Annotated in this window: 22 protein-coding genes and 1 pseudogene; 5 read left to right on the top strand and 18 right to left on the bottom strand. The window is 66.1% G+C overall.

From position 1 onward, the window contains the following. Positions 1-4: 4 nt before the first annotated feature. From M9H71_RS12025 to M9H71_RS11995, 7 genes are all read right to left on the bottom strand, one after another. Complete coding sequence (locus M9H71_RS12025) at positions 5-1,027, bottom strand: ABC transporter permease (RefSeq protein WP_455405236.1); 1,023 nt, start codon at positions 1,025-1,027, stop codon at positions 5-7. Then, entirely contained in the window at positions 1,024-2,613 is a 1,590-nt protein-coding gene (locus M9H71_RS12020; RefSeq protein WP_455405235.1) for an ABC transporter substrate-binding protein, read from the bottom strand. Before M9H71_RS12020 ends, M9H71_RS12025 begins: the two co-directional genes overlap by 4 nt. An 82-nt stretch (positions 2,614-2,695) precedes the next feature. Then, a complete protein-coding gene (locus M9H71_RS12015) occupies positions 2,696-4,285 on the bottom strand; it encodes an acetolactate synthase large subunit (protein WP_455405234.1) in 1,590 nt (529 codons plus the stop codon). Beyond that, entirely contained in the window at positions 4,285-5,583 is a 1,299-nt protein-coding gene (locus M9H71_RS12010) for an ArgE/DapE family deacylase (protein WP_455405233.1), read from the bottom strand. The genes M9H71_RS12015 and M9H71_RS12010 overlap by 1 nt, the downstream gene beginning before the upstream one ends. 48 nt (positions 5,584-5,631) lie before the next feature. Continuing rightward, on the bottom strand, positions 5,632-7,083 hold the full coding sequence (locus tag M9H71_RS12005) for an NAD-dependent succinate-semialdehyde dehydrogenase (RefSeq protein WP_455405232.1): 1,452 nt from the start codon (positions 7,081-7,083) through the stop codon (positions 5,632-5,634). Positions 7,084-7,120: 37 nt separating this feature from the next. Beyond that, complete coding sequence (gene gabT, locus M9H71_RS12000; protein WP_455405231.1) at positions 7,121-8,395, bottom strand: 4-aminobutyrate--2-oxoglutarate transaminase; 1,275 nt, start codon at positions 8,393-8,395, stop codon at positions 7,121-7,123. Between the two features lie 185 nt (positions 8,396-8,580). After that, complete coding sequence (locus tag M9H71_RS11995; protein ID WP_164602022.1) at positions 8,581-9,471, bottom strand: LysR substrate-binding domain-containing protein; 891 nt, start codon at positions 9,469-9,471, stop codon at positions 8,581-8,583. A 439-nt stretch (positions 9,472-9,910) separates the two neighbouring features. Between M9H71_RS11995 and M9H71_RS11990 the strand changes: the two genes are divergently transcribed. Beyond that, positions 9,911-10,423 (top strand): GNAT family N-acetyltransferase, encoded by a 513-nt coding sequence (locus M9H71_RS11990; RefSeq protein WP_455405230.1) that lies wholly within the window; start codon positions 9,911-9,913, stop codon positions 10,421-10,423. Between the two features lie 156 nt (positions 10,424-10,579). On the opposite strand, the gene cydC is transcribed toward M9H71_RS11990, so the two are convergent. The 6 genes and pseudogenes from cydC to M9H71_RS11960 all read right to left on the bottom strand — a co-directional run bounded on the left by cydC (position 10,580) and on the right by M9H71_RS11960 (position 18,916). Continuing rightward, positions 10,580-12,223 (bottom strand): thiol reductant ABC exporter subunit CydC, encoded by a 1,644-nt coding sequence (gene cydC / locus M9H71_RS11985; protein ID WP_455405229.1) that lies wholly within the window; start codon positions 12,221-12,223, stop codon positions 10,580-10,582. Beyond that, positions 12,216-13,940: a thiol reductant ABC exporter subunit CydD gene (gene cydD / locus M9H71_RS11980; RefSeq protein WP_455405228.1), complete on the bottom strand. Its 1,725-nt coding sequence runs from the start codon at positions 13,938-13,940 to the stop codon at positions 12,216-12,218. The genes cydC and cydD overlap by 8 nt, the downstream gene beginning before the upstream one ends. A gap of 162 nt (positions 13,941-14,102) precedes the next feature. Then, positions 14,103-14,186, bottom strand: a pseudogene (gene cydX / locus M9H71_RS11975) (cytochrome bd-I oxidase subunit CydX); the annotation flags it as partial. A gap of 13 nt (positions 14,187-14,199) precedes the next feature. Next, on the bottom strand, positions 14,200-15,351 hold the full coding sequence (gene cydB / locus M9H71_RS11970) for a cytochrome d ubiquinol oxidase subunit II (RefSeq protein WP_455405227.1): 1,152 nt from the start codon (positions 15,349-15,351) through the stop codon (positions 14,200-14,202). Positions 15,352-15,367: 16 nt separating this feature from the next. Beyond that, complete coding sequence (locus M9H71_RS11965; RefSeq protein ID WP_455405226.1) at positions 15,368-16,954, bottom strand: cytochrome ubiquinol oxidase subunit I; 1,587 nt, start codon at positions 16,952-16,954, stop codon at positions 15,368-15,370. A 492-nt stretch (positions 16,955-17,446) separates the two neighbouring features. Next, positions 17,447-18,916, bottom strand: coding sequence for an MFS transporter (locus tag M9H71_RS11960; protein ID WP_455405225.1), 1,470 nt, complete (start codon positions 18,914-18,916; stop codon positions 17,447-17,449). Positions 18,917-18,990: 74 nt separating this feature from the next. On the opposite strand from M9H71_RS11960, the gene M9H71_RS11955 reads away from it, so the two are divergent. Further along, positions 18,991-19,866 (top strand): helix-turn-helix transcriptional regulator, encoded by an 876-nt coding sequence (locus M9H71_RS11955; RefSeq protein ID WP_455405224.1) that lies wholly within the window; start codon positions 18,991-18,993, stop codon positions 19,864-19,866. Between the two features lie 125 nt (positions 19,867-19,991). Here M9H71_RS11955 and M9H71_RS11950 read toward each other — a convergent pair whose 3' ends face one another. Together M9H71_RS11950 and M9H71_RS11945 are read right to left on the bottom strand one after the other, a co-directional pair. Further along, a complete protein-coding gene (locus M9H71_RS11950; protein ID WP_455405223.1) occupies positions 19,992-20,492 on the bottom strand; it encodes a GNAT family N-acetyltransferase in 501 nt (166 codons plus the stop codon). 1 nt (position 20,493) lies between these two features. Beyond that, entirely contained in the window at positions 20,494-20,826 is a 333-nt protein-coding gene (locus M9H71_RS11945) for a YjhX family toxin (RefSeq protein ID WP_455405222.1), read from the bottom strand. A 382-nt stretch (positions 20,827-21,208) separates the two neighbouring features. Between M9H71_RS11945 and M9H71_RS11940 the strand changes: the two genes are divergently transcribed. The 3 genes from M9H71_RS11940 to M9H71_RS11930 are packed head-to-tail and all read left to right on the top strand — an operon-like array spanning position 21,209 to position 22,983. Further along, positions 21,209-21,736, top strand: a complete 528-nt coding sequence (locus M9H71_RS11940; RefSeq protein WP_455405221.1) for a hypothetical protein — start codon at positions 21,209-21,211, stop codon at positions 21,734-21,736. 15 nt (positions 21,737-21,751) lie between these two features. Further along, positions 21,752-22,357 (top strand): hypothetical protein, encoded by a 606-nt coding sequence (locus M9H71_RS11935; RefSeq protein WP_455405220.1) that lies wholly within the window; start codon positions 21,752-21,754, stop codon positions 22,355-22,357. Further along, positions 22,354-22,983: a hypothetical protein gene (locus M9H71_RS11930; protein WP_455405219.1), complete on the top strand. Its 630-nt coding sequence runs from the start codon at positions 22,354-22,356 to the stop codon at positions 22,981-22,983. The genes M9H71_RS11935 and M9H71_RS11930 overlap by 4 nt, the downstream gene beginning before the upstream one ends. Here M9H71_RS11930 and M9H71_RS11925 read toward each other — a convergent pair. From M9H71_RS11925 to M9H71_RS11915, 3 genes are read right to left on the bottom strand one after another with little or no spacing between them, the layout of a single operon-like run. Continuing rightward, a complete protein-coding gene (locus M9H71_RS11925) occupies positions 22,978-23,748 on the bottom strand; it encodes an ABC transporter ATP-binding protein (RefSeq protein ID WP_455405218.1) in 771 nt (256 codons plus the stop codon). The two genes, M9H71_RS11930 and M9H71_RS11925, sit on opposite strands and share 6 nt — an antisense overlap. Continuing rightward, complete coding sequence (locus tag M9H71_RS11920; RefSeq protein WP_455405217.1) at positions 23,745-24,821, bottom strand: FecCD family ABC transporter permease; 1,077 nt, start codon at positions 24,819-24,821, stop codon at positions 23,745-23,747. The genes M9H71_RS11925 and M9H71_RS11920 overlap by 4 nt, the downstream gene beginning before the upstream one ends. After that, a complete protein-coding gene (locus tag M9H71_RS11915; RefSeq protein ID WP_455405216.1) occupies positions 24,818-25,873 on the bottom strand; it encodes an ABC transporter substrate-binding protein in 1,056 nt (351 codons plus the stop codon). The genes M9H71_RS11920 and M9H71_RS11915 overlap by 4 nt, the downstream gene beginning before the upstream one ends. Between the last annotated feature and the right edge of the window lie 99 nt (positions 25,874-25,972).

Below are 25,972 nucleotides of genomic sequence, written 5' to 3'. Positions count from 1 at the left end.
CCGCTCAGGACGCTGCACGCAACGACACACGCGGATCGACCACCCGGTAGATCGCGTCGGTGAGAAGATTGAGTCCGATGACGATCACCGACATCACCAGGAAGATCCCGAGCATCAGCGGATAATCGCGCTGCAGCACGGCGTCGAAGGTCAGCCGGCCGAGGCCGGGCCAGGCGAACACCGTCTCGATCACCACCGAGCCGCCGACCAGCGTTCCAGCCTGCATGCCGGCGACGGTGACCACCGGCAGGACCGCGTTGCGCAGCATGTGGCGGATGATGATCTGGCCGCGCCTGAGCCCCTTGGCGCGTGCCGTCTTGATGAAATCCTGATGCGCGACGTCGATCACGGCGGACCGCATCAGCCTGGCGTAAATCGCCAGATGCACCGCGCCGAGCGAGATCACCGGCAGAACCAAATGCGAGGCGATGTCGCGCGCACGTTCGAGCGGGGTCATCTCGACCCCGATGGTGACGTAGCCGAACGCCGGCAGCCAATCGAGCTGCACCGAAAACAGCAGCACCAGCATCAGGCCGAGCCAGAACACCGGCATGGCGTAGAGGAACAGCGACACGATGGTCAACGCGGTGTCCGACCATTTGCCGGCCCGCACCCCCGCCAGCGTGCCGAGCGACACGCCGACGAACAGCGAGAGAAGAAACGCGCAGCAGGTCAAGAGCAGGGTCGCAGGCAAGCGCTCGCCGATCAGCGACAGCACGGAACGCTGCTGCCGATAAGAGTAGCCGAGATCCAGCGTCACGATCCGTTTCAGATAGATCGCGAGCTGCACCGGATAAGGCTTGTCGAGCCCATACTCGGCCCGAAGCCTGGTCAGCATCTCCTCATCGGCCGCCCCGCTCTGCCCGGCCATCACCTGTGCAGGATCGCCGGGTGCCGCATGCACCAACACGAAGTTGAAGGTGGCGATCACCAGCACCACCGCGACGAAGCGGGCCACCCAGCGGACGACCGCCAAAGCGATCGCCACACCGCGGCTGCCGCCGATCGACTGCGCCAGCGCCATCATCCGAACGAAACCGTCCCGAAGGTATCGTGAACGCCGATCGCCGTGGTCACCACGTTCTTCAGCCGCTTGTCCATGAAGTTCGGGTAGTCGATCTCGAGCAGCCAGGCGACCGGCACTTCCTCGACCATGATCTTCTGGACCTCGCTGTAGAGCTCCTGACGCTTGTCGTCGGAGGTTGCGACCGCGGCCGCCTCGAACAGCCGATCGACTTCCGGATTGGAATAGCCGCAGGTGTTGGAGAACAGGATGCCCTTGCGAATGTTGGACGAGATGTAGCTCCGCGACACGCCGAGCGCGGGATCACCGAACTGATAGACCGTCGTCGACGTCATCGAGAAATCCCAGTTGCTGAACTTCTCGGCCCAGCCGGCGATATCGATTCCCTGCAGTTGCAGATCGATGCCGACACGGGCGAGCGACTGCCGCAGGAACTCGGACGCCCGCTGATGAGTTTCGCCATAAGGCGGCACCAGATACGGAATCGACACCCGCTTGCCGTCGGGTCCCGGCTTCAGCCCCATCTCGTCGAGCAGCGCCTTCGCCTTCTCGGGCGAGTAATCGTACTTCTTGACGTTCTTTTCGTAGAACTTCGTCTTCGACGACACCGGACCGGTCGATACCTTGCCGAGACCAAAGTACACGCGGGCGAGCAGCGCCTTGCGGTCGATCGCGTACATCACCGCCTGCCGGAACCGCTTGTCGTTCATCGGTGCGATCCGGTTGTTCATCTCGAGCCAGGTATGCGGCGCGAAGAATTCGTAGCCCTTGGTGGTCATCGTCAGGTGGGGCAGCTTCGACAGCCGCGGCACTTCGAACAGTTCAACGTCGGTCCACTGCGTGAGCTGAACGGTGCCCTGCTCCAGCGCCACCGAGCGCGAAGCGGAATCGGGGATCACACGGTAGATGATCTCGTCGAGGACCGGCTCGTTCGGACGATAATAGCCCTCGTGCCTGACCAGATGGACGTGCGAACCGCGCACCCATTCCTTCAGCTTGAACGGGCCGGAGCCGATCGCCTTCGCATTGGCCGGATTCTTGCGATAGTCGGTACCCTCGTAGATGTGCTTCGGCACGATCGGTGCGGTGGTGCAATCGAACGCGGTGAGGAACGGCGCGAACGGCGTCTTCAGTTTGAACACCACCGTGAGCGGATCCGGCGCCTCGGCCTTCTCGACACGCGAGAACGTGTTGCGCGCCCGCGCGTGGTTCTCCATCAGAATCTTCGTCACCGAGAACACCACGTCCTCGGAGGTCAGCGGCGTGCCGTCGTGGAATGTGATGTTCGGGAATAGCTTGAAGGTGTAGGTCAGCTTGTCGGGAGACACTTCCCAGGACTGGGCGAGACCCGGCAGCGGCTTGAGATCGAAATCGTAGCGCAGCAGGCTCTCGTAGATCTTGCCGCCCAGCGTCAGCGTCGGCTGCTGCTGGTTGAGCGCGGTGACCAGGATCGGCGGCTCAGGCTGGATGATGGTATTGAGCGTGCCACCGCGGGTTTGGCCCACCGCGCGCGTGATGCCTAGCGGGATTCCGCCGATACCGACTGCGCCAGCGAGCAGGCCGAGCTTGGTGAATTCGCGTCTGTTCATGAGATCCCCCGCGTTGAGTTGAGTCTAATCAGATCGTTGGTCGTCGTGATCGGCGGCGATGGCATCGACACCGACCTCAGCATCACACCATGGCCTCGATCACATACGGACCGCGCCGGCCGAGCGCGGCGTCGAGCGCGCGCGCGAACTCCGGCACCGTCGAAACCCGACTGGCTTCGACGCCGAGCCCTCCGGCCAGCTTGGTCCAGTCGAGTTCGGGTTGATCAAGCTGCAGCATCCGCTGCGCATTGCGTCCCGGCGTCTGCGCGCCCACCTTGCTCATCTCGCCCCACAGCGTGGCGTAGGAGCGGTTCGAGAACACGATCGTGACGACGTCGAGATTTTCACGAGCGTGGGTCCACAGTCCCTGCACCGTGTACATGCCGCTGCCGTCGGCCTGCAGGTTGATCACCTTGCGATCCGGGCAAGCGACCGCGGCTCCCGCGGCCATCGGAATGCCGATCCCGATAGCTCCGCCTGTGATCTGCAGATAGTCGTGCGGCGGGGCGTCGTAGGAATACTCAAAGAATCCCGACGAGGTCAGCGCCTCGTCGCAAATGATCGCCTGCTGCGGAAGCCGCGCGGCAACAAGTCGGTTCACCGCATCAACGGTGAGCGCCCCGTTGCCCACATTCGCCGGCGCGGAAGTCGCCACCACCGTCGCCGAGGGTGCATCGATTTGGACACCCACCTCGTCTGCCAGCCATGCCAGCGCATGCGGCAAATCCTGATCGGGGCCGGCCAATCGCACGATCTCGCACGACGGTGGCGCCAGCCGGCCCTGCCGGTTCGGATAAGCGAAGAACGATACCGGCTCCTTGGCGCCGATCAGCACCAGCATGTCGACGCCGCACAGCAACGGCCCACCGCCCTCATGCGTCATCGGCAGCTTGGCGATCGGTACGCGACCGCGGCCACGCTCGATCCTGCCGTTGCTGCCCTGGGCGTAGATCTCCACACCCGTCGTGCGACGAATGCCATCGGCGATCCGCAGCGCCCCCTCGCGCAACGCGGCGCCGGTCAGCAACAGAACAACCTTGCGGCCGCCGCGGATGGCGGCACCGATGCGGGCGACCGTTGCCTGTTCGAGCGGCGCTTGCGGCAGACGTTCTCCGCGCACGAGATCTTCGCGATAGACGTGCTCGTTCCACGCCATGTCGGCAGGCAGGATCAGCGTCGAGATGCCGGGCGCCATGCTCTGCGCCCAGGCCTCCGCCACATCGTGATCGATCCGCGACGGATCGCCGATCCGCCTGACCCAGCGGGACATCGGCCGCGCCAGCGAGTCGATGTCGCTGGTCAGCGGCGAATCCAGCGGCAGATGTTCGACCACATGATCGCCGACGATGTTGATCATCGGCGAATGCGCGCGCCGGGCGTTGTGCATGTTCGCCAGGCCATTGGCGAGGCCGGGGCCGAGATGCAGCAGCGTCGCCGCCGGGCGGTCGCTCATCCGGGCGTAGCCATCGGCCGCGCCGGTGACGACGCCCTCGAACAGGCCGAGGATGCACCGCATCCGCGGCTGGCGATCGAGCGCCGCGACGAAGTGCATCTCCGATGTGCCGGGATTGGCGAAACACACGTCGACGTCGTGGGCCAGCAGCGCGTCGCACAGCCGGTCGGCCCCGGTCATCGATTGTGTGGCGGCGGTCGACACGGCTGCGATCGCCATCACAACTTCCTCAGCCCGCACCACTCGGCGACGAACAGCGCGATGCTCAACGTCGTCTTTCGCAGACTTTCGAGATCGATGCGCTCGTCGAACGCGTGCGGCCCCTCGCCGTAGGGTCCGTAGCACAGCGCCGGGATGCCGTAGTCGACCGAGTAGTAGCGGGTGTCGTTGACCGCGGTCGACAGCCGCGCATCCAGCGGCGCCTTGAAAGCCGCCTGATGCGCGACAGTGAGCGCTGCTTCGGCATCACTGCCCGGTTCGCAGACCGCCGGATCGGCCTTGAAGCCGCTCCAGACCAGCTCGGCGGGATTTTCCGACAGGAACGTGTCGCTGGCCTGCGCCTCCGCGAGGCATTGCTCGATGCCGCGCATCGCCTGTTCGGGCGTATCACCGGTCAGCAGACCGAGGCGGCAGTCCAGCTCGCACCAGGCGGCGGTGGAGCTCGCCCAGTCACCGCCCTTGATGAGGCCGACGTTGAACTTGATCGGGTTTTTCACCTGACCGAACCACGGATCGCGCACCGCCTGCGCGTTGAGCTTCTTGGTGTACTCCTCGAAGGCCCGGATCAGATGCATCGCCGACAGAATGGCACTGGTGCCGGTCTCCGAATAGGCGACGTGCACCGGCGTGCCGCGCACCCGCAGCCGGAACCAGATCGCGCCAACCTGGGCGCGCGTCAGCGTGTGCCCGGTCGGCTCCGGGATCAGGCAGGCATCGGCGCGATAGCCGCGCATCAGGGTCGAGAGCGCGCCATTGCCGGTGCTCTCTTCTTCGGTCACCGTCTGCACATGCACGCGAGCATCGGGCGCATAGCCGGCGGTGCGGATCGCATCGAGCGCGAAGATCATCGCCGACACGCCACCCTTCATGTCCTGCGCGCCGCGGCCGATCATCCAGCCGTCGCGGACCTTGGCCTCGTAGGGAGGATCGCTCCACAGATCGACCGGACCTTCCGGCACTACGTCGATATGTCCCTGCAGGATCAAGCTGCGGCCTTTGCCGTCGTAATCAGGAGTGGCAACAACCTGCATCGAGCCGGCGGGATCGATCGCGTCCATCGGCGCCGCCTTGGGATGACTGGCGATATCGACGTCGGCGAGACTGAAGGTGTCGACCTTGTAACCACGATCGGCGAATTGCTGCGCCAGCCATTCCTGCTGCGGCGCTTCCTCGCCGCGCACGCTACGGAACTGAACCATCCGTTGGAGAAACGCGACCTGATTGTCGAAGTTGCGATCGACGGCGGCGCGCAGGCTGTCGGCAATCACGTCCGGTTTGGTCAATGTCTCAGTCGCCACGTCTCGGTCTCCCTGGATCTGAAAATCGTCGTAAAGCGAATGCCAGCGTCAGCGATCGAGACCACCGAGCAGGATGTACTTGGTCTCGACATACTCCTCGATGCCGTGGCGCGAACCTTCGCGACCCAGGCCGGACTGCTTGACGCCGCCGAACGGCACTACATCCGCCCCGAGCAGCGCCGAGTTGACCCCGACCATGCCGGACTCCAGCGCCTCGGCGACCCGGAACACGCGGCCGAGATCGCGTGCGTAGAAGTAGGACGCCAGACCGAACGGCGAGTCGTTGGCCTGCGCGATGACGTCGGCTTCGTCGGTGAAGCGATACACCGGCGCGACCGGACCGAAGGTCTCCTCGCGTGTGATCAGCATGGCGGTGGTGACGCCGGCTAGCACCGTCGGCTCGAAGAAGGTGCGCCCCAGCGCATGCCGCTTGCCGCCGAGAACCACCTTGGCGCCCTTGCCGACAGCATCGGCGACATGGCGTTCGACCTTCGCGAGGGCCTCCTTGGTGATCAGCGGCCCCTGAGTCACGCCGGCATCGACGCCGTTGCCGACCTGAAGGGACGCCACCTTGGCAGTGAGCTTCTCCACGAAGGCGTCGTAGATGCCTTCCTGCGCATAGATGCGATTGGCGCAGACGCACGTCTGGCCCATGTTGCGAAACTTCGAGGTGATCACGCCCTCGACCGCCGCATCGAGATCGGCATCGTCGAACACAATGAAGGGCGCATTGCCGCCGAGCTCGAGCCCGACCTTCTTCACGGTCGAGGCGGCCTGGCGCATCAGGATCTTGCCGACCTCGGTCGAGCCGGTGAAGCTGATCGCCCGCACCGTCGGATGCTCAGTCCAGGCGCGGCCGATCGCCGGCGCATCACCGGTGACGATATTGAGCACACCCGGCGGAAAGCCGGCGCGCTGCGCCAGCACGCCGAGCGCGAGTGCCGTCAGCGGCGTTTCCGGCGCCGGCTTGATCACCACGGTGCAACCGGCGGCGAGTGCCGGCGCGACCTTGCGGGTGATCATCGCGGCGGGGAAATTCCAAGGGGTGATCGCCGCGACGACGCCGACCGGCTGACGGATCACCATCGTGCGGGCATCGGCGCGATGCGACGGAATCGTCTCGCCGTAGATGCGCCGTGCTTCCTCGGCGTAAAATTCGACGAACGACGCCGCGTAGTCGATCTCGCCCAGCGCTTCGGCGAGCGGCTTGCCCTGCTCCCGCGTCAACAGCAGCGCCAGGTCATCGCGGTTGGCCATGATCTGATCGAACCACGCGCGGAGCGTCGTCGCGCGCTGCTTGGCGAGCAGTTTCGACCATTGCCGGAATGCGATGTCGGCGGCGCGCACAGCCTCCTCGGCCTCGTCCGCCCCGAAGTGCGGCACCGCGCCGATGCGCTCGCCCGTCGCTGGGTTGAACACCGCGTCGACCGGCTCGCCACACCACTTGCCGCCAATCAGGCAGCGTTCGGCCAACAGGCCGGGATCACTCGGCATCAGCATCTCGATTAGTCCCATCTCGGCGCGGGCGCGCCATGTGCTACGCAGCGAGGCAACGTTCCAGGATCGCCAGCCCCTCGTCGACGATCTCGTCGGAGGCGGTCAGCGGCACCAGAATGCGAATGGTGTTGGCGGCGGTGCCGCACGACAGCAGGATCAGACCGTTCTCGTGAGCCAGCCGCGTCACCCGCTTGGTCATGTCCGCATCCGGCTCGTTGCTGCCGCGCTGCTTGAGAATGTCGAAGGCGACCATCGCGCCCGGCCCGCGCGCCACCGAGGTCGGCACCAGCGTATTCGACAGCGCGAAGCGATCGATCGCGTTGCGTAGTCGCTCGCCGATCTGGTTCGCGCGGGCGATCAAATTCTCTTCTTCGAACACGTCGAGCACCGCGAGCGCGGCGGCGCAGGCCAGCGGGTTGCCCGCATAGGTACCGCCGAGGCCGCCCGGTTCGGCAGCATCCATGATTGCAGCGCGGCCGATCACGCCCGACAATGGCAGGCCACCGGCGAGACTCTTGGCGACGCAGACGATGTCGGCCTGGACGTCGTAATGCTCCATCGCGAACATCTTGCCGGTGCGACCGAATCCGGTCTGCACTTCGTCGGCGATCAGCACGATGCCGTTCTCGTCGCACAGCCTGCGCAAACCGCGCATCAGTTCGGGCGGCGCCTGATGGAAGCCCCCCTCGCCCTGTACCGGCTCGATGATAATCGCGGCGACCTGCGACGCATCGATATCGGCCTTGAACACGAACGACACACAGCGCAGCGCATCCTCGACGGAGACGTCGCCACCAACCACCGGGAACGGTACATGCCAGACACCCGGCAGCGGCGGGCCGAGCGCCTTCTTGTAGGGAATGACCTTGCCGGTCATCGCCGACGCAAATGCGGTACGTCCATGAAAGCCGCCGGTGAAGGCGATAACGCCGCTGCGCCCGGTCGCCGCGCGCGCGATCTTGACCGCGTTCTCGGTGGCTTCCGCACCGGTGCTGAGCAGGATCGACTTCAGCGGCCCGTTGATCGGCGCTAATTGATTCAGGCGCTCGGCGAGCTTGATGTAACCCTCGTAGGGCGCCACCTGGAAGCAGGTATGAGTGAAGCGGTCGAGCTGTTCGCGGATCGCCGCGACGACGCGCGGATGGCAATGACCGGTGTTGAGCACCGCGATGCCGCCGGCGAAATCGACGTAACGCTTGCCCTCGACGTCCCAGATCTCGCTATTCAGCGCACGCTCTGCAAAGACCGGCGTCGCTTGGCTGACGCCCCGCACGACAGCCGTCTGCCTGCGCGTCAGCAATTCACTATTCGTCATCAGCTCTCTCCTGAACTGATGACAACGCTAAAGCGACGAAGAGGACAATCAATCAGCTTGTAAGTTCGATCTGGTGACTTCCATGCACCAATCGAAAAATGCTGCACCATTGCGAGCAGAGAATGATGCTTTGTTGAGCGAACCGCCCAACGCGTAGCCAGACGGCTCGCATTCGGCCCGCGCGGCTAGATCTCTGCAAGCACCCGCTTCAACCAATTCCGCAACGCAACGATCTCCGGATCGTCCCACCGCTCCTTCAGCGCAACGAGCTGATAAGTCTCCATATAAACCGACGAGGTGACAACTTCGACCAGAGCGCCGGAGCGCAAATCCTCCTCGACCAGCACGTCGTTTCCGAGCGCGACGCCCTGCCCGAGCCGTGCCGCTTCTATCGCCAGATGGGCGTGCCACAACCGCTGGCCGCGCAGCGGCGGCAGATCGTCGAGACCCGCCAGTTCGAACCAGCGGGTCCACTGCATGGTCGACTCCTCGTGGATCAGCGCGATCTTCGACAGATCCTCGAGACTGGTGATGGCCGGATAGCGCGCCAGATAGGCCGGGCTGGCGACCGGAAACACACGCGGCCGCACCAGAATCTCGGCCATCAGCGGTCCGCGGGAATCGATCACATCGGCATAGACGATCTCGGCGTCGGCCTCGGCCCGCGACAGATCCGGATGGGTCAACGTCGGCTGCAGATTCACCTCCCAGTTGCGCGGCGGTCCGGTCAACTCCGGCAGCCGCGACAGCAGCAGCCGATTGGCGATGCCCGGGATGCACCAGATGTTCAGCGTCGGCAGCGACGCCGGCCGTGCGCTCGTGGTGGCGCGGGCGATGATGTCGAACGCCTGGGAAATCTGCGCGTGAAAGCTGACGCCGGCTTCGGTCAAGATGACGCCGCGTCCCTCGCCGCGGACCAAAGCAACGCCGAGAAACTTCTGCAGATTCTGAAGATGCCGCGAGACGACCGTATGGCTGACCGCCAGCTCGTCTCCGGCGGCACGGACACTGCCGGTGCGGCCGACTGCCTCGAAGGCGCGGAGCGCGATCAGCGACGGCAAACGACGGCGCATCATGCCCCCCAAATCGCCGGGGCACTGGAACGACGCATACACATTATGAACTTGTGCCTCCACGCATTCGCTCGCAACGGTGGTCATGTGCGATACGAGCTCGACTTGCCGGCGAACTCTTCGCTCTTGTCGCACGCCGAAGCAACCGTCACAAATGCCGGACCTTCCCTCCGCCGCGCAAGGCCCGCTGCTTGCCGCAAGGTTTCGCTCAGATTCGAACGGTTCAGACGATGCGGCGATTGCCGGACCACAGATGTCGCGCGGGATGCGAGCAAGCTCTGGCCCTCCCGATCCGAGACAATTTTACCGAAGTGTTACGGGCAGAGGAGCGCCGCACAGGCATGGCGTCGCGACCGATCTCATCACAGGCCCTTGCGTCTCGTCGCAGCAAGCCACGACCTATGAGTCCAACTCGACCACAATTATCCGTCTAGATTGCACAATGATCAGGATCAGACCCGCACGCGACCATGACATCCACCTTCTGCCCGATATCGAACGCAGCTCCGGCGAGATCTTCCGCCAGTCACCAGGGTTGGAGTGGATCGCCGACGACGCCGTGCAATCGGAGGAACAGCACCGCACCCTGATCGCGGATGGCGTTGCCTTGGTCGCGGAGCTGCAGAGCTACGGAGTTTTGGCTTTTCTGAACGGCGAGGTGACGCCGGACGCGCTGCATATCTGGCAGATGTCAGTCCATCGCGATCACCAGCGGCGTGGTATTGGGCGACGCCTGATCGACGCGGCTCATCGCCTTGCCACTGACCATGGCGTCACGGCATTGACTTTGACCACTTTCAGGGACGTCCCTTGGAACGAGCCGTACTATCAACGTCTCGGATTCATCACGCTCGGCGACGACGATCTTTGTCCCCGTCTGCGAGCGGTTCTGGACGCCGAGGAACAAGCCGGGCTCCCCAAGGCACGACGCTGCGCCATGAGGAAGCCCCTGTAGCGGTCGTGCAAGCCCTTGTCCGAAGCACGTCCGCTGGTGACTATCGCGTGTCGATGCGCACAGGCGCAGCGTCCAGGGCCACGTTCATCTCGGCCTCACCATTAGAGCCCGCACGTCCACCGGAGATCGACTGACTCGTCTGACCGGACGTTGATGTCATTGCCGCGACTCTCGAGGGCGAGTTACTTCAACGTTTCGATGCGAGACGATCAGCAGGCTGCGCTCGCCGCGGAGCCGTTGCACACCTCGCATCATGTCTGCAGCGGTCGCGTCGTCGAGGCCTTCTGTCGGCTCGTCGAGGATCAGGATGCGGGTTTCTGGACGCAGCAAGCCGCGCGCGATTGCCAGCCGCCGCACCTCGCCGCCCGACAATCGGGCGCCGCCCTCGCCGACGAAGGTCTGGAGCCGTTCGGGCATCTTGAGCACCACCTGTCTCAAGCCGGCGCCGTCGAGCGCCGCCCACAGCTCCGCGTCGCTCGCCGCCGGCGCGAAGGCGCGCAGATTGTCGGCGATGCGCGCCGCGAAGATGTGCGGCTGCTGCGGCACCAGCGCAATTATCGACCGCAGATCGGCCAGTGCCAGCCGACGGATCGGCACGCCGCCGAGCCGGATCTCACCGCCGTCAGGATCGCGGACCCGCACCAACAGATCGATCAGCGTCGACTTGCCGCTGCCGCTCGGGCCGTCGAGCCGCCGCTCTCTGCCTTGCGGAAGAACGAAATCGACGTCGTACAGCACCGGTGCTGTCCGCCCTGGATAGGTCAGCGACACGTCGTTCGCGACCAGATCGTACTTCTTCGGCAGCGGCACAGGCTGCGCCGGCTCGTCGACCAGTGGCGCGCGATCCCACAGCAAGAACAGCCGCCGCAGCGACACCAAGGTCGCGCCCAGCCCCGCCGCCGCGACCGGGAGCGGCGCGAATGCTTCGAACGACGCCAGCACCAGCAGCAGGATCAGGGTGAGGTCTGGACCGCTGATCGCCGCGCTGCCGACCGCCGCGCCGCCCACGCCGAGGACGGCGATCACTGCGAGATCCGACGCAGCGCCGAGACCGATCGTCCCGAACGCGCTGCAGGATGCGATCCTTCGCTCGGCCGCGATCCGCTGTGCCAGCAACTCGTCCAGCATATCGATGCGGCGCCGATCGTCGCCGGTGACCAGCAGCGTCGCCAACCCGTCGAGATGTTCGGTGGTGCGGCGGCGCAGCGTGGCGGCCAGCACCGTGTCGCGATCGGCGGCCTCGCGCGTGGCGTGCAGCACCAGCACCGGGCTGATCAGCCCGCCGACCGCCAGGATCGCCGCGAGCCCCCACGCCAGCGCGCTCTGGCCGAGCCAGGCGACGGCGCCGACCACGACGACCCCGACCACGATCGCGACCACCGCCGGCGCGACCAGCCGCAAGAACACGATCTCCAGCCGGTCGATATCGAGCTTCAGCCGCGCCGCCACCTCACCCGAGCGCAGATCGGCGAGACCGCCGGGCGCGATCGCCGCCAGCCGTGCGAACAGCGCGACGCGGGTCGACGCCAGCAACGCGAAGGTCGCCTCGTGGCTGACGACGCGGTCGAGCCAGCGGCCGCCGGTGCGGACGATCGCGGCGAACCGGATGATCGCCGACGGGGTGAAGTAGTTCATGGTCACACCGGCGGCGCCGGCAACTGCCATCGCGGTGACGAACCAGCCGGCCGTCGCCATCAGCGCCAGATTGGCGAACGTTGTCAGCAGCGAAATCGCGAGCGCGCCGAAGAGCAGCGGCAGCGAGCCGCGCCACAGCCAAACCAGGCGCAGCAGATCACGCATCGGAGCGCTCTGCTTCGGACCGATCGAGCGCGCCGGCCAGGAGTTGCGCAGGCGTCACCTGTGCGACGACGCGGCCGCGCTCGATGATGACGACGCGGTCGGCGGCCGCGATGGTCTCGCGCCGGTGCGCGATCGTCAGCACCGTCCGCCCTTCGCGCAGCCGCGCCAGCCCCTGCATCACCACGCGCTGCGCTTCGGCGTCGAGATGCGCGGTCGGCTCGTCGAACAGCAGCAGCGGACCGGCGGCATAGATCGCGCGCGCCAGCGCCAGCCGCTGCGCCTCGCCGCCGGACAGATTGGCGCCGCGCTCCGCCAGCGGGGTCGCGGCGCCGTCCGGCAGCCGGTCGACCCACGCCGCGGCGTCCGCGGAGCGCAGCGCCTCGCGCAGCGCCACATCGTCCGGCGTGGCCGCGCGGCCCATCACCACGTTGTCGGCGATCGAGCCCTCGAAGAACTGCGGCGTCTGCGACATCGCCACCAGCGCCCGCCGCCACGACGCCGGATCGATTTCGGACAACGGCTCGCCGTCGATCAGTACCCGGCCGCTGCTCGGCTCGATGAACCGCAGCAGCAGCGCCAGCACCGTGCTCTTGCCGGCGCCGGACGGGCCGACCAGCGCGACGTGTTCGCCGGCCGCGATGTCGAGGTTGAAGCCGTCGAGCGCGACGCGGCCATCGGCATGGACGACGCGCACGTCGTCGAACCGGATCGCCGGCGGTCCCGCAGCAATGTACGGCCGGCCAGTCGCTGGCGGCCCATCGAGCAGCGGCGCCAGCTTGTCGAGCGCGGTGAGCGCTTCCAGTTTGGCATGACGGCGCGCCCCGATGTCGCGTAGCGGTGCGAAGAACTCGGGCGCCAGCAGCAGCACGAACAGCCCGGTGGCGAAATCCATCTCGCCCCACAGCAGCCGGAAACCGACCGCGATCGCCACACCCGCGATCGCCGCGGTCGCGACGAACTCGACCACCAGCGCCGACAGGAAGGCGATGCGCAGCACTGCCATGGTCTCGCGGCCATAGCGCTCGGCGGCGGCCTTCACTGCAGCGATCGCATTGTCGGCGGTTCCTGCGAGCTTGCGTTCGGACAGGCCGCGAATTTGATCGAGCAGATGGCCGCCGAGCCGCGCGAGCGCGGCCCAGCGCTCGCCGCTCGCCTGCTCCGCGCCCTGCCCGGCCAGGATCGAGAACCACACCAGTAGCGGGAGCGCGATGACTAGGATCGCCGCCGCCAAAGGATCGCGCCAAGAGACCACCGCCAGGACCGCGACCGGAACCACGGCGGCGCGCACGATCGCCGGCTGCCAGGAGCGCCACAGCGGCGCAACCGCATCGAGCGAGTCCGTCAGCAACGCCACCAGCTCGCCCGGCGGATACGCGCCGAGCCGCACCGGCCCCTCTACCGAGGCCCGCTCCAGAGCGCACCGAAACAGATGCCGCCTGACTTTCGCCGCAGCCTCGAACGCTGCCCGCTCGGTGAGCCACACCGCCGCGGCGCGCAGCACCGCGACGCCGCCGAGCAGCGCGAGCAGCGGTGCGACCGCCGGCAGCGCCGCTTCGCCGAACACCAGCCGATCGACCACGATCGCGATCAGTTGCGCGGTCGCGACCACCAGCACGCCGCCGACCGCGGCTGCAGACGTCGCGATGCGGGCATGGCGTCCGGCGACTGCGCGGAGCGAACGCAGCAGCAAGGCGGACTGGGCGGTTCGTGCAGTCACGGTGACACGCCTCGACGGCAAAACATCGCAGCAAGAGACGAGGCCGGCGCGTCGACCGCACCGGCCTCGTCGAAACATCGCGACTTTCGGCTACCGAGCAACTTGCTCAGGCACCTGCGAGCCATCGGGCCGGTCGTGTGTCGGCACCGCGACCATCAGACCGTCCTGAAACTCGTACCACATCACGTTGATCACAGCGATCGCCGCAGCGGCGGTGACGCCGAGGATCCAGGCAAAGTACCACATGACGTTTCTCCTTTCAGTAAGCCGAATGGGCGCGGGATTCGATCTCGCCGGCGGTGACCCTGCCCCACATGTTGGCGTAGCACCACACGGTGTAGCCGAGCACGATCGGAAGGAAGATCACCACCGCCCAGAACATCACCGTCAGGGTCAGTTCGCTCGACGCCGCGTCCCAGATCGTCAGGCTCGATCGCGGATCGATGCTCGACGGCATGATGAACGGAAACATCGACAGGCCCGCGGTGCCGATGATGCCGATCATCCCGAACGCGCTGGTGACGAAAGCGAGACCCGGCCGATGCACCGCCGCCAGCAGCATGGTGAGCAGCGGCCCCGCCAGGCCGAGCGCCGGCACGATCATCGCCAGCGGCTGTTTGGCATAGATGTCGAGCCAGGCGCCGGGCGCGCGCACTACTTCCTTGGTCAGCGGGTTCGATGCGGCGCTGTGCGCTGCCTCCTTGACGATGCGATAGCCGTCGATGCCCAGCCACAGCCAGACGCCGGCCAGCGCGAACGCCACCGTCACGATCGGCGACAGCAGCAGCACCGCCTTGCGGGCACGAACCGCCACCGCATCGGAGGCACGAAGCTGCAGCCACACCCCGCCGTGCGCAGCCAGCATCGCCAGGCTGATCACGCCGGCAAGCAGCGCGAACGGGTTGAGCAGCGGCAGCAGCGCCGTCAACAGCGAGCCCTGATAGTGGGCGCGCAGCAGTTCATCGAGACGGAACGGCACGCCCTGCAGCAGATTGCCGAAGGCGACGCCGAAGATCAGCGCCGGGATCGTGCCGCCGGCGAACAGTCCCCAGTCCCAGGCATTGCGCCAGGTCTGGTTCTCGATCTTGGAGCGATAGTCGAAGCCGACCGGCCGGAAGAACAGCGCGAACAGCACCAGCAGCATCGCCATGTAGAAGCCGGAGAACGCAGCGGCGTAGACCGCGGGCCAGGCGGCGAAGATCGCGCCGCCGGCGGTTATGAACCAGACCTGGTTGCCGTCCCAATGCGGGCCGACCGAGTTGATGGCGATGCGGCGTTCGACGTCCTTGCGGGCGACGAACGGCAGCAAGGTGCCCACCCCCATGTCCATGCCGTCGGTGATGGCGAAGCCCATCAGCAGCAGGCCGACGAAGATCCACCAGACGAATTTGAGAGTTTCATAATCGAGCATGATGATCTCCTCCGGCTCACACCACAGCCGCGGCAGGCTTGGCAGCGGGCTTGGCGTTGGTCTCGAAGTGATAGCGTCCGGTGCCGAGCGAACTCGGACCAAGCCGGGCGAACTTGAACATCAGAAACAGCTCGATCACCAGCAGCAGCGTGTAGAAGGCGAGGAAGCCGGTTAGCGAGAAGATCAGGTCGCCCGAGGTCAGGCTCGACGTGGCTAGGAACGTCGGCAGCACTTCGCCGATCGCCCAAGGTTGCCGGCCGAATTCGGCGACGAACCAGCCCGCTTCTGACGCCAGCCAAGGTGCCGGGATCATCAGCACCGTGAACCACAGGAACCAGCGCTTTCGTTCGAGGCTTTTGTTGGCGTTGAACCAGAAGCCGGCCGCGAAGGTTGCCAGCATCACGAAGCCGAGACCGACCATGATGCGGAATGCCCAGAACAGCGGCCACACCGTCGGGATGGTCGATGCGGCAGCGGCTTTGATCTGCTCCGGCGTGGCGTTTGCGGGGTCTTCGACAAACTGCTTCAGCAACAGGCCGAAACCAAGATCCTTGGCGTGAGCGTCGAAGGTCTTGCGGGTCTCCGGCGAGGTGTCGCCGGCGCGGATCTTGGTCATCGCCGCATAGGCGATCCGACCGGATTCGATCCGCGCCAGATGCTCGCGTTCAAGATCGGCGAGCCCCTGGACCGGCTTGTCGATCGATCGCGTCGCGATCAGCCCAAGCACCGCGGGGATCTTCACCGCGTCGGCGATCGCCTGACCGGTCTGGCTCGGGAAGCCGAACAGCGTGAACGCCGCCGGCGGCTTCTCGGTGTGCCATTCGCCCTCGATCGCGGCGAGCTTGACCTTCTGCACGTCGCCGAGGGTGTAGCCGCTCTCGTCGCCGAGCACGATCACCGACAGCGACGACGCCAGGCCGAAACCGACCGCGACCGCGAACGAGCGGCGCGCGAACGCGAGGTCCCGCCCCTTCAGGATGTACCATGCGGAAATGCCCATCACGAACACCGACGCGGTGACGTAGCCGGCCGCCACGGTGTGGACGAACTTCACCTGCGCCACCGGGTTGAGGAACACCTCGGCGAAGCTGGTCATCTCCATCCGCATCGTCTCCGGCGAGAACACCGAGCCCACCGGATTCTGCATCCAGCCGTTGGCGATCAGGATCCACAGCGCCGACAGGTTCGAGCCGATCGCGGTGAGAAACGTCACCGCCAGATGCTTGCGCTTCGACAGCCGGTCCCAACCGAGGAAGAACAAGCCGATGAAGGTCGATTCCAGGAAGAACGCCATCAGGCCTTCGATCGCCAGCGGCGCGCCGAACACGTCGCCGACATAATGCGAGTAGTACGACCAGTTGGTTCCGAACTCGAACTCCATGGTGAGGCCGGTGGTGACGCCCAGGGCGAAGTTGATACCGAACAACTTGCCCCAGAATTTGGTCATGTCCTTGTAGATCTCCTTGCCGGTCATCACGTAGACCGTCTCCATGATGACCAGGAGCCAGGAGAGTCCGAGCGTCAGCGGCACGAACAGAAAGTGATAGAGCGCGGTCGCGGCGAACTGCCAGCGCGACAGCTCTACGAATGTTGAGTCCACCATGATGGCCGACATCCTTCCGAAGAGTGAAGCCGATCCGCCGCGGGCGGCGGCTCCATAGCGATGCGGTGAGATTGAGCATGCGAGGCTTCGCACGCGGCCAACAGGGAGATGTCCAGATTCATGACTGCGAAGTCCCGATCACGATCGGGCCCCCTGTTGCAGAGTTGCCGCCGATGGCCGATCGGGCGATGGCTTGGTCGAGCGGCGCTGCTGCGACAGAATGTCAGAGGCATTCAAATCGTTCGGTGACTTCGTCACAGGACTCGGCGGTCGGCGGCCGCAGAACGTGTCCATTCCATATCGATACGGAGGTGCATGCCGCGCGATCGATGGTCGTTCTCGGCGTGCAAATCGTGTGCGCGCAGACGAAACGTCGGCTGCAGCAGCGATGCAAGGGCCATCGCGTCTTTGCGCATAGCTGCTCAGCGAACTGCGAAGTGATCGAGTGGGCTCGCCGGCAGCAACCTAGGACGTTCTCCCGGTGCCGCCCCATCATCGCTCAGCAGCCCGTCTGATCCGGACCAGGACGGCGATCAGCGCGGCAGCCACGACGATGGCGGCGACATTGTAGATCATCGCACCGGAGAATGCGTCGGCGTAACGCCGCGCCTCGGAGAGGCCTGCGCCAGCTTCCCGATCGAGAATGCGGACGAAGAAGATGCCGACGACGGAGACGCCGAACGCCCCACCCACCTGTTGCATCGTCGAGATGAACCCCGCCGCCATTCCGGCATGTCGCTCCGCGATGGCGCCGATCACCAGATTGAGCAGCGGCGTCATCGACAGACCTTGTCCAAAGCCGAAGATCACCAATGGCGGCAGCAGCGCGAGCGTTCCGGCGCGACCGTAGACGCCAGCGGCGATGGCGATCAACCAGCAGATTCCGGCAGCGTAGATCAGTGCACCGACCGCGATCGTGGCGTTTCCAAACCGCGCCACCAGCCGCGGAGCCAGCAGCGACGCCGCGACGAACCCGATACTCGCGGGCGCAAACAGCGCGCCTGCCTCGAATGGCGACAGCCCGATTCCGGACTGCGTCAACAGAGCGAAGCAGAGAAATAGTGACGTCGCCGTCGAATAGATCAGCAGCACCACCACCGACCCGACGGAAAATGCGACATTTCGAAACAAGGTGAGATCGACGGCCGGATCGCCGCCGCGACCTGCGACGCGGCGCTCCCATCCGAGAAACAGCGCCAGCAGGACGACCGACGCAACGATGCTGATCCATGTCCACGCCGGCCAGCCGAGCCTGGGACCTTCGAGCAGCCGCAAGAGCAACAGCAGCAACCCCACCGCCGCCAATCCGATGCCCGCCCAATCGACGCGCAGCGCGTCGGCCACACGCGATTCCGGAATAATCCGTGCCGACCACGCCGCAACCAGGCCGATCGGCAGGTTGATGAGAAAGACCATCCGCCAGCCGAGCCCGAACAGATCGCTCTCGACGATCAGACCGCCGACCACCTGCCCGGCGATCGCGGCCAGTCCCAGCGTCATCCCGAGACGACCGAATGCCCGGCGGCGTCCCGCCTCGTCGTAGAGCACGCGTAGCAGCGCATAGACCTGCGGGAACAGCAACGCGCCGGTCGCTCCTTGCAGCAGACGAGCGACGATCAGGCTGATCGCATCGGGCGCGATGCCGCAGAGGAACGACGTGACGGCAAATCCGGCCATGCCCAGCGCGAACAGGCGGCGCCGCCCATGGCGGTCACCGAGCCGCCCGCCCGCGATCAGCAGCACGCCGAAGGCCACTTCGTAGCCGGCGATGACGAAGCCGATGTCGGCGAAGCTCGCGCCGAGATCGGCCTGCATCGACGGAATTGCAATGTTGACGACGAACAGGTCGAACACCGTGATGAACCCGCCGAGCAACAGGATTCCCAGCGCAAGTGTCGGGGGGCGGGTCATCGTGGCGGTCGAGGCAGAAGCGATGTTGGAAGGCGGGCGGTGAACAGTCATGGCAACTCCAATCGTCTTGAAGTCGCTTTGCACCCCCGATAAACTATTACTATGGAACAAATTATCGTATTACTATGAGTGATACGCTGGATCATCGACTCGATCGCACGCGCTCCGAGCTGGCGGACTTTCTGCGGCGACGCCGGGAGAGTCTGTCGCCGCTCGACGTCGGTCTGCCGGCCGGTAAACGACGGCGAACGCCTGGGCTGCGCCGTGAGGAAATCGCCGCCCTCGCCGGTGTCGGGCTGACTTGGTATACGTGGCTGGAACAGGGCCGAGCCATCAAGGTCTCCACGGCATTTCTCGACAACGTCGCCCGCGTGCTGAAGCTGGACGAGGTCGAGCGGCGGCATCTGTTCGTGCTCGCACATCAGCGTCCTCCGGCGATGGCCGGCCGTGCTTGGTGCGAGCTGCCGCCGCTGGTCCGCCGACTGCTCGACGACCTCACATTGCGGCCATCCTATGTGTTGAATCTGCGATGGGATGTGATCGGCTGGAACGCCGCTGCGGATCGCCTGTTCGGGTTCGAGGCGCGCGAGCTGGCTGAGCGGAACGTGCTGTGGATGCTGTTTGCGGATGATCGGCTGAGCAGCCGGATCGTCGAATGGGCGGTGCAGGCGCCGCAAGTGCTAGCGAGCTTCCGGCGCGACTTCGCGCAGGCCCCGGAGGATGAAAGCATGGTCGCGCTCGTCGAGGCGCTGGAGCAGGTCTCGCCCTCCTTCAGAACGCTGTGGAATCAACATGACGTCCACGGCCGATGCGAGGGCCGCCGCAGTTTCATGATCGAGGGCCAGGGAGCTGTGACGTTCGACCACTCGTCCTTCATCGTCGACGAGGAGAAACACCTTCGCCTCGTGTTCTACGCGGCGGTGACCGACGACGAGAGCGGCTCAACATCTGAAGCAGGTGCAGCGACACTTGCGCCGCCGCGAGTACGCGTCATCAGGTAGCAGCCCAATCGCGCTTCAGCCGGACTTCGCCGCTCGTCGCGACGCGATGTCGCGCGCCGCGCCCTGCCCGGCGACTTCGGCCAGCAGCCGGGCTGCGCCTCGCGGTGACGCAGCCCGGCCTCGTGCTACGTCTGCTGGTTCAGACCGAACGCCGGATGATGGATCAGTTCGCCGCAAGGCTCAGTACCGCCGAACGGCAACGCCTGAACCACGTCGGGAGGACAGCCGGTCACCCGCAGACCTGGGAAGGCACGAAAACCGAACCGTCCGTAGTATCCAGGATCGCCGACCAGCGCCGCACCGCGGCAAGTGGCGCGCAATCGGCCGAGAGCTTCCGCCATCAGCGCCGAGCCGATCCCCTGACGATGCCGGGACGGCAAAACGACCAGCGGACCGATCAGTCCCCAGTCGTGCTGCGCACCGATCCGCACCGCCGAGGCGGCCAGATAGCCGACGACGTTGCCATCCTCCTCGGCCACGAGCGACAAGACAAGAGCGCCTTGCGCGCGGAGCCTCTCGACGATCTCCGCCTCGGTGCCGGTGGCCTGCGGCAGCGTCCGGAGAGCTTCGGTCACGAGCCGGCCAATCGCGGTGACGTCGGCCGCAGTTTCGTTGCGGATCAGCATGTCATGCTCCTTGATTGTCGAGCTGCGCACGCACGCAGATGCGACCAAGCTGCGAGATCCGATACGGGCTGCCCGAGCGGGATTCGATCAGACGCTTCCGCCGCAATCGCTCGAACAGCTCCAGATCGAAATCGGCGAGGATCATTCCCTCGCGCGTGATGCAGAGGACAGACGAAATCTTGCGGCCATGGCTGCGCGCGTGACGGATGCAGCCGCCGAGCGCCAGAACGTGCAGCGCACGCTGTTCGTTTCGTGAGATATTCATGGATGTCTCGTGTGATGGACGTGAACAAGCACCCGCGGGCACCGTTGCGCCCGCCGGCTTCGACTTCACGAGGCTCTCTGAACAATCAGAGAGCCTGATCACACAAGCTCTGACATCCAATCCACATTCGCAGCACGGCGAACCTCGTCGCCGCGCAAGCACCGCATTACAGCGAATGCGCGCGCCTGACAACGGCGAGAGCGACTCGTCAGCCTGTCCTCGATGACCGCGTTCGACAGCGCCGACGACTTGCCGCGCAAGCGAACGACTCTTCGCGAGTTTCAGTCAATTCTAAATCTCGCGAAGAAGCGTTTACCGCGAGTGAGTTACGCCAAGTCGAAGCAGTTGCTGCACGCGATGCGTGAGACTCGCAAATTGCTGCGCTCAAACCTTGTTGCTACGCGAAGCACATTCCTGCGTCGTCGCTTCCATCCAACTCGATCGGACTACCATGACTGCAACTCCCGGCACTCGCCCGACACTCACCGTCGCGGGCGAAGAAGACCTCATCGACATCGGCTTCGACGCGGTCGCGGCGTATCACGGCCAAGCGGCGCTCGCGATGCTCGCGGTGACGTTTCAGGCGCTGCGGCTGATGCTGCCGGCGCTGTCGCCCGAGCGGCCGATGAAGCGCGCCGATCTTGTTGTTGTCAGCGGCCATCCCGGCCCGGGCGTGCGCGACGCTTTCGAATTCGTCACCCGCGCGGTGACGCGCGGCGTCTACACCGTCGACCGCTCGCTGCCGCATGCGCGGCTCTGCCCCGGCGCCGACATGTCCTACAGCTGGCGGGTCTCGGCGGGCGACCGCAGCGTCGGCGCAGCGCTCCGCCCCGGCGTGGTTCCAGAGCGGTTCTTCGAACTGATCGCCCGCGGTGCCGCGCGCAGCGACGACGAGAACGCTGAACTGTCGGCGCTGAAGCGCAGCGTCGCCGACGACGTGCTGGCCACCGCGCCGGACACTCTGTTCGACCGGCTGTAACCGGACGGTGCGACCATGAAGACCATTATTCGCCCGTTCTGCGGCCACAGGACATCGTCGGCAGCCTGGGCCGAACGGCTCACCGGTCTCGACTGCAGCATTCGCGATGTCGATCTCTATACGCTCGATGCCGCGCTGCTCGGCAGCGCCGACGCGCTGCTGATCGGCATGCACATGGACCAGCGCTTCCTGCAGGCGAACACCGCGCTGCTCGACGACTACGTCGCTGCCGGCGGCCGTGTGGCGATCAGCGGACACATCGCCCACCCGTTCCTCACCGGCCTTGGCCCGGTTCAGCCGCTCGGCGGCGGCAGCATCGCCGACCTCACCGTGTCGCGCGCCGCCCCGCATCCGATCTGGGACGGCGTCGCGCTCCACGACCTCACCTTCCGCCGGGGCGTCGCCGGTTTCTATGGACACGCCTGGCACACCCCGCCGGATGGCGCGGCCGTGATCCACACCCTCGGGCCGGAGGCCCGACCGCTCGACTTCATCTATCGGCACGGCCGCGGCGAGGTGTTGATGCACGGCGGCAACGACCTGTGGAGCTTCGGCAGCGACGACTCGACGCGGCGTCTGCTGCCGCAACTCATCGCCTGGCTGGTGGAGGCACGCCCATGACCGTAGCTGTTCTCGACGGCGGCACCTATTATCATCACGAGACCATTTTCGGCGAACGCTTCCGCGACCGTTTCGATCGCGTGATCTATACCCCGGCGCTGACCGCGGACGATCTCGCCGAGCCGACGCTGCTGATCGTGCCCGATCGCAGCAATCCCGAATTGATGCGACGGCATCGGCCGCTGATCGCCGACTTTCTCGCCCGCGGCCGAACCCTGGTGGTGCTTGGCGAAAGCGACGCCGAGACCTGGGCCCCCGGCGTGCGCACCGCACCGCGCCCGACAAATTTCTGGTGGTGGCTCGATCCCGCGCAGAAGCCGCCGCACCAGTTCGTCGCGCCCGATCACCAGATGTTCGGCCACGTCGCCCCGGACTCGACGATCTGGCACATCCACGGCGTGCTGTTTCCGCCGAAGGGCGCGCAGTCGCTCGTCACCGTGCCCGACGATCGCGACGGTCGCGATCCAGGCGGCGCCCTGCTCTACGACGACCGCGTCTCGACGCCGGGCCGTCTGATCGTCTCGACGCTCGACCCGTTTTATCACCACGGCAGCCGGTTCATGCCGGCGACGACGCGCTTCCTCGACGGCTTCCTGCGATGGGCGCAGGCTACCGCGCGATCATAACGGCGTCGCGCCCGGTGCGTCGGCCACTAGCCGATGCACCGGCACGGTCGCCTCGATCCGTTCGCCGTCCGCCTCAATCGTCACGCGCCGGACCGGCACGCCGTAAAGGCGCGCCAGATTGGCTTCGTCGAGCGTCGTCGCAGCGGGACCGAACACCGGCTCGCCCGCCATCATCAGCACCTTGTCGGCAACCGCGAGCGCGTGATCGGGATGATGCGTGGTGAACACCACGGTCATGCCGTCGTCGCGCACGAGGCGGCGGATCAACCGCAGCACCACGCCCTGATTGGCGAGATCGAGCGCCGAAGCCGGCTCGTCGAGCAGCAGCACCCGGCAATCGCAGGCGAGCGCGCGGGCGAACAGCACGAGCTGACGCTGGCCGCCGCTCAGCCGGTCGTAGCGCCGCTCGGCGAGGTCAGCGATGCCGACGGCCTCGAGACAGGCTTCAGCGCGGGCGAGATCGCGCCGGCCGGGCGCACCGAAGCGACCGAGATAACGGCTGCGGCCGAGCAGCACCATGTCGACCACGCGGTAGCCGACATCGCCGCGCAACGCCTGCGGCACCACGCCGACGATGCCGTCGACGCTGATCCGCCCTTGCTTCAGCGCCAGCGTCGATGACAGCGCGCGCAGTAACGTCGTCTTGCCGCAGCCATTGGGCCCGAGGATCGCAGTCGCCTCGCCCTCGGCCACTGCAAATGACAGATCGCGAAACAACCACTGCTCCGGCCGAAACCAATGCCCCGCCTGCTCGACTCTGATCATGCAGCCTGCCCTCTCGCGTGGCGGCGCAGCAGCCAGGCGAACACCGGCGTGCCGACGATCGCGGTGACGATGCCGACCGGAATCTCGGCCGCCGACAAGTCGCGTGCCAGAGTATCGGCCGCCATCAGGAACGCAGCGCCGGCCACCGCCGAAACTGGCAGCAAGCGGCGGTGATCCGCGCCGACCACCATCCGAACCAAATTCGGGATCACCAGGCCGACCCAGCCGATCGTGCCGGACACCGCGACCTGCGCCGAGATCGCAAGACACGTCGCAGCGAGCAGGATGACGCGGTCGCGGCCCGGCTCGACGCCGAGCGAACGCGCCTCCTCGTCACCCAGCGACAACACGTTGACGCGCCAGCGCATCGCCAGCATCACGCCGCCACTGACGAAGGTGCACACCGCCAGCAGCACCAGACTCGGCCAGCTCGCCGCCGCGAAGCTGCCGAGCAGCCAGAACACGATGCCGGGCAGCTTCACTTCCGGATCGGCGATGAAGGTGACGAAGCCGACCAGCGCGCTGCAGAACGCGCCGACCACGACGCCGGCCAACACCAGCGTCAGCACCGGCGAGACGCCGTCGCCGCGGTGAACGATCAGCACTGCAGCGAGCGCCAGCGCGGCACCGCCGAACGCACCGAGATGCACCGGCAGACCGAAACCGAACAGCAGGATGGCGATGACGCCGCCGAGCGACGCCCCCGACGCTGCGCCGATCGTCTGCGGACCGACCAGCGGATTGCGGAACATGCCTTGCAACACCGCGCCGGACAGCGCCAGCCCGGCCCCCGCGAGTCCCGCCATCAGCACCCGCGGCAGCCGCACGGTGGTCACGACGATCCGCTCGGTCGGTGTCCAGGTCGCGGTGACCACGCCCGTCGGGTCGAGACCGAGCAAGCTCAGAACATCGTGCAGCAGAATGCCGAAGACGTGCACTGCCGGCACCTGATAGCGCCCTGCGGACAGGCACAGCATCGCGGTGGCCACCGGCAGCAGGACCAGCGCGCCGATCGCGATCGGAGCGGCGATCGGCCGCCGTTGCCGGAGCGTGGTGGCGTCGAGCGTGCTCATCGGGCGACCGCAAACCGCGCGTAGCCCGCCGAGCCGCCGTTCAGCCGCGTTCGGAGTATATCGTCGATCTCGCCGTCGCTCAGCGCGTGATCGTACAGAAACGTGTACCAGCCGCGCATGTCGGCGCGCAGATCGATCGCGACGCGACCGGGATGCAGCAGACCGGCAAGCCAGGCCCAGGCCATCGCCGACTCGTGGCTCGGCGGATCCCACCGATAGCCGCCGAGCGGCACGCGATACACCCGCCGTTCTCTGATCGCTTTGATGCTCTGCAACCGCGGATCGCGATAGAGATCGTCCGGCGTTGCGGTGTCGAAATTGCCGAGTAGCATGACCTCCGGATTCCACACCAGCATCTGCTCGAGCGTGACGGTGCGGCTACCGCCGATTTCATCCGCCGCATTGCGGCCGCCCGCAATGCGGATCACAAAGTCCGCATACGTGTCGCGACCGGCGACGGCGAACGAGTCGGATGCGCGCGACAGATGCAGCACGCGCGGTCGGTCCGCGGCGGGCATAGCCTCGAGTGCAGCGGCCAGCGCCGCGCGCCGTTGCTGCTGGCGCTCTACGATCGCTGCGGCGCGCGACGCCTGCCCGGCGAGCTTCCCCATCATCAGGATCGCGCCTTCGACCTCGTCCTGACCGCCGTAACGCAGTCCCAGCACGGTCAATCCGGCGCGGTCGAGCATCGCGATCGGCTCGTCGCCCGACGTCGCCCATTGCAGCACGGCGTCCGGATGCAGCGCCATGATCGCCTCGACGTTCGGCACCACACCGGCACCGCGTGTGATCCCGGTCGGAATCCTGTCGAACGACGGAAAGATCCGGCCGAGAATGCCGGACTGCATCGCCGTCGCCGATGCCGGATTCATCCCCGCGACGTGCGCTGACGAACGATCGATCGCCATATAGATGGACGGCGCCGGCATCGGCAGAAACACCACGCGCTGCGCCGGCGTCGCGACGGCGACGGTCGCCCCGCGCTGATCGGTCAGATCGCTCGCACGCGCAGCACCCAGCGCGACGCACACAGCGACAGCACCGACCGCCATCGCAAGAGCCCGCCTTATTCGACGTAGCTGAGACAACATGACCTCATCGATCTCGAAAGCGTTCACCACGTTCAGTGGCGACAGGGACGTCGCCTACAT

The sequence above is a fragment of the Rhodopseudomonas parapalustris genome, assembly GCF_053772255.1.
This window is presented reverse-complemented; position numbering and strand designations above follow the sequence as displayed.

Coding starts and splice junctions, on each gene's coding strand:
- M9H71_RS11920 (WP_455405217.1), bottom strand. CDS start 24,821: ATGAGCACGCTCGACGCCACCACGCTCCGGCAACGGCGGCCGATCGCC.
- M9H71_RS12020 (WP_455405235.1), bottom strand. CDS start 2,613: ATGAACAGACGCGAATTCACCAAGCTCGGCCTGCTCGCTGGCGCAGTC.
- M9H71_RS11925 (WP_455405218.1), bottom strand. CDS start 23,748: ATGATCAGAGTCGAGCAGGCGGGGCATTGGTTTCGGCCGGAGCAGTGG.
- cydB (WP_455405227.1), bottom strand. CDS start 15,351: ATGCTCGATTATGAAACTCTCAAATTCGTCTGGTGGATCTTCGTCGGC.
- M9H71_RS12025 (WP_455405236.1), bottom strand. CDS start 1,027: ATGATGGCGCTGGCGCAGTCGATCGGCGGCAGCCGCGGTGTGGCGATC.
- M9H71_RS11940 (WP_455405221.1), top strand. CDS start 21,209: ATGACTGCAACTCCCGGCACTCGCCCGACACTCACCGTCGCGGGCGAA.
- M9H71_RS11955 (WP_455405224.1), top strand. CDS start 18,991: ATGAGTGATACGCTGGATCATCGACTCGATCGCACGCGCTCCGAGCTG.
- M9H71_RS11960 (WP_455405225.1), bottom strand. CDS start 18,916: ATGACTGTTCACCGCCCGCCTTCCAACATCGCTTCTGCCTCGACCGCC.
- M9H71_RS11915 (WP_455405216.1), bottom strand. CDS start 25,873: ATGGCGGTCGGTGCTGTCGCTGTGTGCGTCGCGCTGGGTGCTGCGCGT.
- M9H71_RS11930 (WP_455405219.1), top strand. CDS start 22,354: ATGACCGTAGCTGTTCTCGACGGCGGCACCTATTATCATCACGAGACC.
- M9H71_RS12005 (WP_455405232.1), bottom strand. CDS start 7,083: ATGCTGATGCCGAGTGATCCCGGCCTGTTGGCCGAACGCTGCCTGATT.
- cydC (WP_455405229.1), bottom strand. CDS start 12,223: ATGCGTGATCTGCTGCGCCTGGTTTGGCTGTGGCGCGGCTCGCTGCCG.
- M9H71_RS11950 (WP_455405223.1), bottom strand. CDS start 20,492: ATGCTGATCCGCAACGAAACTGCGGCCGACGTCACCGCGATTGGCCGG.
- gabT (WP_455405231.1), bottom strand. CDS start 8,395: ATGACGAATAGTGAATTGCTGACGCGCAGGCAGACGGCTGTCGTGCGG.
- M9H71_RS11935 (WP_455405220.1), top strand. CDS start 21,752: ATGAAGACCATTATTCGCCCGTTCTGCGGCCACAGGACATCGTCGGCA.
- M9H71_RS12015 (WP_455405234.1), bottom strand. CDS start 4,285: ATGGCGATCGCAGCCGTGTCGACCGCCGCCACACAATCGATGACCGGG.
- M9H71_RS11990 (WP_455405230.1), top strand. CDS start 9,911: ATGATCAGGATCAGACCCGCACGCGACCATGACATCCACCTTCTGCCC.
- M9H71_RS11965 (WP_455405226.1), bottom strand. CDS start 16,954: ATGGTGGACTCAACATTCGTAGAGCTGTCGCGCTGGCAGTTCGCCGCG.
- M9H71_RS11995 (WP_164602022.1), bottom strand. CDS start 9,471: ATGATGCGCCGTCGTTTGCCGTCGCTGATCGCGCTCCGCGCCTTCGAG.